At 61.6% G+C, this 5,821-nt stretch carries 10 protein-coding genes; all 10 read left to right on the top strand.

Features of this window, described 5'->3' with window-relative positions:
- Positions 1 to 292, top strand: a 292-nt coding sequence (locus GTU70_RS00785) for a helix-turn-helix domain-containing protein (protein ID WP_207105403.1), incomplete at its 5' end; no start/stop codon positions are given.
- An 11-nt stretch (positions 293 to 303) separates the two neighbouring features.
- Positions 304 to 630 (top strand): hypothetical protein, encoded by a 327-nt coding sequence (locus tag GTU70_RS00780; protein WP_166096852.1) that lies wholly within the window; start codon positions 304 to 306, stop codon positions 628 to 630.
- Positions 627 to 1,130 (top strand): hypothetical protein, encoded by a 504-nt coding sequence (locus GTU70_RS00775; RefSeq protein ID WP_235914666.1) that lies wholly within the window; start codon positions 627 to 629, stop codon positions 1,128 to 1,130. Before GTU70_RS00780 ends, GTU70_RS00775 begins: the two co-directional genes overlap by 4 nt.
- A 54-nt stretch (positions 1,131 to 1,184) precedes the next feature.
- Positions 1,185 to 1,433, top strand: coding sequence for a hypothetical protein (locus GTU70_RS00770; RefSeq protein ID WP_166096851.1), 249 nt, complete (start codon positions 1,185 to 1,187; stop codon positions 1,431 to 1,433).
- 6 nt (positions 1,434 to 1,439) lie between these two features.
- Entirely contained in the window at positions 1,440 to 1,820 is a 381-nt protein-coding gene (locus GTU70_RS00765) for an HNH endonuclease (RefSeq protein WP_166096850.1), read from the top strand.
- A complete protein-coding gene (locus tag GTU70_RS00760) occupies positions 1,817 to 2,419 on the top strand; it encodes a hypothetical protein (RefSeq protein ID WP_166096848.1) in 603 nt (200 codons plus the stop codon). The genes GTU70_RS00765 and GTU70_RS00760 overlap by 4 nt, the downstream gene beginning before the upstream one ends.
- 47 nt (positions 2,420 to 2,466) lie before the next feature.
- Positions 2,467 to 3,006 (top strand): hypothetical protein, encoded by a 540-nt coding sequence (locus GTU70_RS00755; protein WP_166096847.1) that lies wholly within the window; start codon positions 2,467 to 2,469, stop codon positions 3,004 to 3,006.
- On the top strand, positions 3,006 to 3,338 hold the full coding sequence (locus tag GTU70_RS00750; RefSeq protein WP_166096846.1) for a hypothetical protein: 333 nt from the start codon (positions 3,006 to 3,008) through the stop codon (positions 3,336 to 3,338). The genes GTU70_RS00755 and GTU70_RS00750 overlap by 1 nt, the downstream gene beginning before the upstream one ends.
- Positions 3,338 to 4,441 carry a CHC2 zinc finger domain-containing protein gene (locus GTU70_RS01195; RefSeq protein WP_166096845.1) on the top strand — a complete coding sequence of 368 codons (1,104 nt, stop codon included), beginning with the start codon at positions 3,338 to 3,340 and terminating at the stop codon, positions 4,439 to 4,441. Before GTU70_RS00750 ends, GTU70_RS01195 begins: the two co-directional genes overlap by 1 nt.
- The coding region (locus GTU70_RS00740) for a replicative DNA helicase (protein ID WP_166096844.1) at positions 4,407 to 5,821 on the top strand (1,415 nt) is incomplete at its 3' end. The genes GTU70_RS01195 and GTU70_RS00740, both read left to right, overlap by 35 nt.

The raw sequence follows: 5,821 nt of genomic DNA, 5'->3' as shown, positions 1-5,821 counted from the left end.
AATGGAGAAAATTGAAATGGACGCGATCGCAATTCTCGCGGATGGTTACTCGGTTCGGCTGACCGGCTATCAGGTGCGCTTCATCCGAAGCGTGCTGAATGAAAGTCAGGAGGCCTTCGGGAAGAGGTTCGCTGTCACCCAGCCAATCATCTATCGGTTGGAGAAGAAGCGCGAACCGCAAACTGGCCCGTTGATCATCCTCATCGACGCGCTCGCCAAGCAATATTCGATCCAGGTCCCAGAGGAAGCCATCCGGAAAAGCTCCGCTCCCGTCGCCGCTGCTGCTCAGTAGGCGAGGCGGCCATGGGCAAGCACTATCTGACTATCTGGACGGATGAGCGAGACGCAGCCCTTCGCACCATGGTGGGGAACCAGATTTCCACGCGCTCGATCGCGGCCGCGCTCGGCCTCCACCAAACGCAGATCGTCCGTCGCATCAAGGTGCTCAAGCTGAAGGAAGCGCCGCCGCCGAAAAGCACGGTGCCGGACCACATCGTGAAATATCAAAGGGTGCGTCGCGGCTTTCATGTGCCGCCCCACCTCGAAGCGGAATACCACCAGCTCCTGAAGAGCGGGGTATCGATTGCCGAAATTTGCCGGCGGTTGAACATCAAAACGAACCCAGCGTGAGGCACGATATGATGGCGAAGGACCACAACTCCAAGACCGACCAGGAACTGAAGGAGGAACAGCGCTTCCTTCAAGGCTATACCGAAATCAAGGGCTTAAAGTCCGACATGGCGAGTACGAAGGCCGACATGGGCACCGTCTACAAACGCCTGAAAGACATGGGAGGCTGGACGAAGAAGGATATCGAGTTCGCCGAATCGCTCGAGGACAAGGACGTCGGCAAGGTCATCGCCGACTTCGAGCGGAAGATTCGGATCGCGAAGCTCTTCGGTCACCAGCTTGGCCGTCAGCTCGAGCTTATGGACAAGGACCGCACGCCCCAGCATGAGCGAGCCTATGAAGAGGGTCTTGCCGCCGGCAAGCTTCGCAAGAGCGGCGTCAACCCGTATCATGCTGGTAGCAAGGAATACGACGCCTACCAGCGCGGCATGAACGACGGCACCGAATTCATCAACAAGAACTTGGATGAAGTGGTCAACGGCGAAGAGGCGCCGGACTGATCGAACTCGGACTTCCTGAATACCCCGGCAATCATGCCACCATAGGAGAGCAACATGAACGAACGTCTCGGTTACACCTTCAGAGATAAGATCACCGGTTTCTCAGGCGTGGCGACAGGCCACTGCGAATACCTAACCGGTTGCCACCAGACCCTGATCCAGCCGCGGGCGGTCGAAGGCGGTAAGCTCCCCGAATCCGCATGGTTCGATGACCAGCGTCTCGAAAAAGAGGCCCGCAAGGATCGTGTCGTGCTGGACAACGGGGCAACGCCCGGCTTCGACCGCGAGGCACCGAAGCGCTGATGTGTCATGGGGTATCGGCTCACGGCATACCAGCAGCGAAAGCTGGACTCGGCGTTCGCCCGAGCTGATCGCGAGGCAGCCCTGCGGAAGCAGGACGGGCGCTGCAAATACTGCCTCTGCCAACTCACCTACAAAACGGTCACACGGGACCATGTGATTTCCCGTGCGGCCGGTGGCCTCGACCACCGAAACAACATCGTCGCGTCCTGTGCCCGCTGCAACAGCGTCAAGGGCCGGATGCCGGTCAAGCTCTTCGTTCGAATGATCACCTCCCCAGAACCAGGGGAGCCCATGGTTTTCCGAATGATCTGGTTCGACCGGCGCCTGAACCACGCCTTGGACGAGATGGAACGCAATGTTTTCCGCGCTGTGGGGATAAAACAGTGACCTCTACAAAAGCAAAAAAGGCGCATGTGTGGGAACGCGACGGGCTTGACTGGTATGTCGAGCCCGAAACTTCCACCGCCGCTCTGCTTAAGGTCGAAAGGTTCGTCGGCCGGATCCACGACCCGTCTTGCGGCGGGGGCAACATCGTTCGCACGCTAATCGCCCATGGCTATGAAGCAAGCGGCTCCGATCTGGTGGATCGCGCCGGCTCGCCCGGCTGGTTCAAGGGGAAGGCAGACTTCCTTGGCCCCGAGGCGATCTACGCTGAGAACATCGTTATGAACCCTCCGTTCTTCAAGGCGAAGGGGGCGGAGGCTTTTATCCGCAAGGCGCTCATGGTCGCGACCGGGAAAGTCGTCGCTTTCGTCGATATCAAATTTCTCGCCAGCACCGGGCGCGCCAACGGCATCTATCGCGAGTTTCCTCCGAACCGTGTGTGGATCATCACCCCGCGTCCATCGTGCCCTCCTGGCGAAGTCCTGGCCGGCGGCAAAGCTGAGGGGGGAACGGCAGACTGGGTCTGGCTCGTCTGGGACTTGACGGCGCCGCGCGCCGGCACGGTCATCGACTGGATCCGTGGTGAACAGGTGGCAGCATGAACCGCCCCGCACCTGGATCCTATTTCGTTTTCGACCCTGGCCGGACCATGGGCTTTGCTTATTGCCTGGCCGGCGGCGACAAGCTGCGCAGCGGGACATGGCGGTTCAAGCAGGAAACGCCCGGCGCCGCGTATGCGGAATTCATCAGCTACCTGAAGCGCATGCTGCAGGGCCTTCCCGATCCGCAGGTCGGCATGGAATTGATGACCATCGTCGACCACGGCGAGAACGGGAAATCTGCCATCGATGCGAAGCAGGTAATGTTCTCGTCCGGCTGGCCAACGCATGCCCAAACCCTTTGCCACACGATGGGACTGCGCGAGCCGGAGCTCATCGCCATCGGCACATGGCGCAGCAAGACGCACGGCAAGCTCCGCGTGCCAGAGAATATGAAGCGGGCCAAGCAGACCGAGAAAAGCAAGTGGCTGAAGCTACAGGCGAAGCTGTTCTGCGACAAGAACGGGTGGGCCTACAACTCCGACGACGAGGCCGAAGCGCTTTGCATGCTCGATGCCCTGCGCATCATCCATGAGCCGGACTATGCCTTCGACAAGGGGCAGTCGTATCAGCAGGAGTCGTTCTTCTGATGAAGGCCGGTCGCACCTCGTGCATCAACCCGTGCTGCCGGCGCACCGCCGACGCCCAGCAATTTCCCGGCGAGATGATCTGCGGCAAGTGCTTCAAGGCCCTGCCGCAGAACGTCCGGAATGATCACCGCTTCTACTGGAAGCAGATCCGCAAATGGGAACGCCGCATCACTAGGACGACGGACGAGCTAAAGCTGGTGCGCATGCGCAACCTTCTGCACATGTGGCGCGCGCGGCTTCAGTCCCATTGGGACGCCGAAATCAAGGCGCGCGTTGCCAGCCCGGAGAAGCCGGAAGGGATCGAGGCTTTTCTCGAGGAGCTCGGCCTCTGATGCGATTCACAGACCAGTTCATCGACGACCTGCGGGATAGGATTTCGATCTCGGCTGTGGTCGGCTCGCGCGTCGAGTGGGACCGGGCGAAGACGCGGCCGGCCAAGGGCGATTACTGGGGCTGCTGCCCCTTCCATGGCGAGAGCCGCCCGTCTTTCCACTGCGAGGATCGCAAGGGGCGATACCACTGCTTCGGCTGCGGCGCGTCCGGCGACCACTTCCGCTTCTTCATGGAGCTGGACGGTGTTTCGTTCCCACGGGCGATCGAGATGGTCGCATCGCTCGCCGGCATCAGCATGCCAGGGCGCGAGGAGACCGCCGAAGAGCGGCGGCAGCGCCAGCACCGCGAGGCCGTCCGCAAGCGGCGCAACGACCAGCGCCAGGCGGATGAGCGCCGCGAGCAGGAGCGCAAGGCGGAAACGGTTCGGTCGATCTGGGAAAGTGCGGTGCCGATCAGCGGCACGCTGGCGGAGGAATACCTGCGCACCCGCTCGATCGAGATCACCGACTTCCCCGAAGGCACAAAGTGGATGCCGAGTCTGCGGTTTCACGCGGGCCTGAAGCTTGGCAGCGAGCGGCGGCCGGCGCTCATCGGCGGCGTCCAGAACAAGAACCGGAAGCTGGTTGCGGTCTGGAGAATTTTCCTCGGGTCGGACGGCAGGGCTCTGACCAACGAGGAAGGGAAGAAGCTCAAGCTCGGTCTCGGTTCCGCAGTCGGCGGCGCGGTCAGGCTCGGCCCGGCCACCCCGATTCTGCGCTTGGTCGAAGGGATCGAGACGGGCCTCGGCGTCATGCTGCTGACCAAGCCGAATGCGTCGACGTGGGCCACGCTCTCCACCTCCGGAATGATCAATTTCGAAATCCCCGAAGGCGTGGAGCGCCTCGAGATTTACGCGGATGGCGACCGCCACCGCCTCAACCAGAGAACCGGCGACATGATGGAGCCGCCGGGGATCATCGCGGCGAAACAACTCCAGGAGCGCGCGAGGAAAGGGGGCGTCGAGGCAGTTCTTTTCCCGTCCCCCGAGCCCGACGACTGGCTAAACGTCTGGCAAGCAAGGAAGAAAGATGAGCAGCAACAGCGCAACGTCCAATATCTCTAACGGCAAGATCGAGCAGCTGGTACTCGGCGCGATCCTCCTGGCGGAGGAGAATTACTGGCACGTCTCGGAAATCCTCTCCATCGACCTGTTCGGGATCGAGGATCACCAGAAGATTTTCGCCATCATCAACGAGCTGGCGTGCGACGGCCGGGCGATCCGGGTTCCCATCGTGGCCGGCCGCATCGGCAGCCTGAGCGAGGGGAAGGACCCGGAAGCCTATGTCTCGATGCTGCTGCATGTGGCGTCGCGCGAGGAAGGCGGCATCCCCCTGCAGGATTACGCCTACGAACTCAAGTCGTCGGCGACGCGCCGCAAGGTGATTGCGCTCGCGGAGAACATGATCAAGACCGCGTCTGACCTGCAATACGATGCTGACCAGATCGTCGACCGCGCGTCCGAGAGGCTGGCCGACATCTCGCGCCAGGCGGCCATCGAGCACGAGAGCACGGTGTCCGGCACGATCCAGCAGATCTTCAACCGGGCTTCGTCATCCGAGGGCGGGCTGTCGCTGCGCCCATGCCTGGAGGGGCTGGAGAAGATGGTCGGGTATTTTCCGTCGGGGTCTCTCGTTCTCTGGGGCGGGGCGCCCGGCTCCGGCAAGACCGCGATGGCGATGCAGCAGATGCTGTTCTCGAGCCCGCAGCACCCGACGTCGCTCTTTGAGCTTGAGATGGACAACGTCTCGCTGGTGGCGCGTTCGATCGCAGGCCAGACCGGGGTGTCGATGCGCGACATCATGCGCGGCCTCGACGAAGGCCAACTGGACGCAATCCTGGCCGCCCAGAAGCACTACGCGAACCGGATGATGCGGATCGTTTCCCCGTCAAAGATGACCATCCAGCAGATTCGCAGCCGCGCTTATGCCCACAAGCGCAAGTTTGGGCTCGACCTGCTCGGCGTCGACCACCTGAAGCTGGTGGAGCGGCCCAGCAAGACGCGGATGGACCCCGTCGAGCGCGCTTATGAAAACGCCCGTGATCTGAAGGCGCTCGCCAAGGACCTGAACTGCGTCGTCATCGGGCTGTGCCAGTTCACCAAGGCCGCGCGCCAAAAGGAGCAGCCGGAGCCCGAGATGGAGGACTTCTACGGCGGCTCACTCGAAGAGCACGCTGACGTCATGCTCGCGAATTTCAACCGAAACGATTGGCTCAAGCGGAACCCGCCGATGAGCAACAAGGGAAAGCAGAGAGAGGATTGGGACGCCAACGTCATGCAAACCGCAGGAAAAATCGAGGTCTATAAGTTGAAGGACCGCTTCGGCTCGCCGCGCGACCGCCACATCTTCGAATGGGATGGCCGGCTGACGCTGTTCAAGGATCAGAAGTTCGAACGGCAGGGCTCGCTTTTGCCCGACGAGCAATTCGACCCGGCAAACCTGTG

The sequence above is a fragment of the Rhizobium flavescens genome (genome assembly GCF_011319365.1).
The sequence above is the reverse complement of the archived record's forward strand: the minus strand, read 5'-3'. Positions and strand labels throughout refer to the sequence as shown.

Coding starts and splice junctions, on each gene's coding strand:
- GTU70_RS00780 (WP_166096852.1), top strand. CDS start 304: ATGGGCAAGCACTATCTGACTATCTGGACGGATGAGCGAGACGCAGCC.
- GTU70_RS00770 (WP_166096851.1), top strand. CDS start 1,185: ATGAACGAACGTCTCGGTTACACCTTCAGAGATAAGATCACCGGTTTC.
- GTU70_RS00765 (WP_166096850.1), top strand. CDS start 1,440: ATGGGGTATCGGCTCACGGCATACCAGCAGCGAAAGCTGGACTCGGCG.
- GTU70_RS00755 (WP_166096847.1), top strand. CDS start 2,467: ATGGGCTTTGCTTATTGCCTGGCCGGCGGCGACAAGCTGCGCAGCGGG.
- GTU70_RS00750 (WP_166096846.1), top strand. CDS start 3,006: ATGAAGGCCGGTCGCACCTCGTGCATCAACCCGTGCTGCCGGCGCACC.
- GTU70_RS01195 (WP_166096845.1), top strand. CDS start 3,338: ATGCGATTCACAGACCAGTTCATCGACGACCTGCGGGATAGGATTTCG.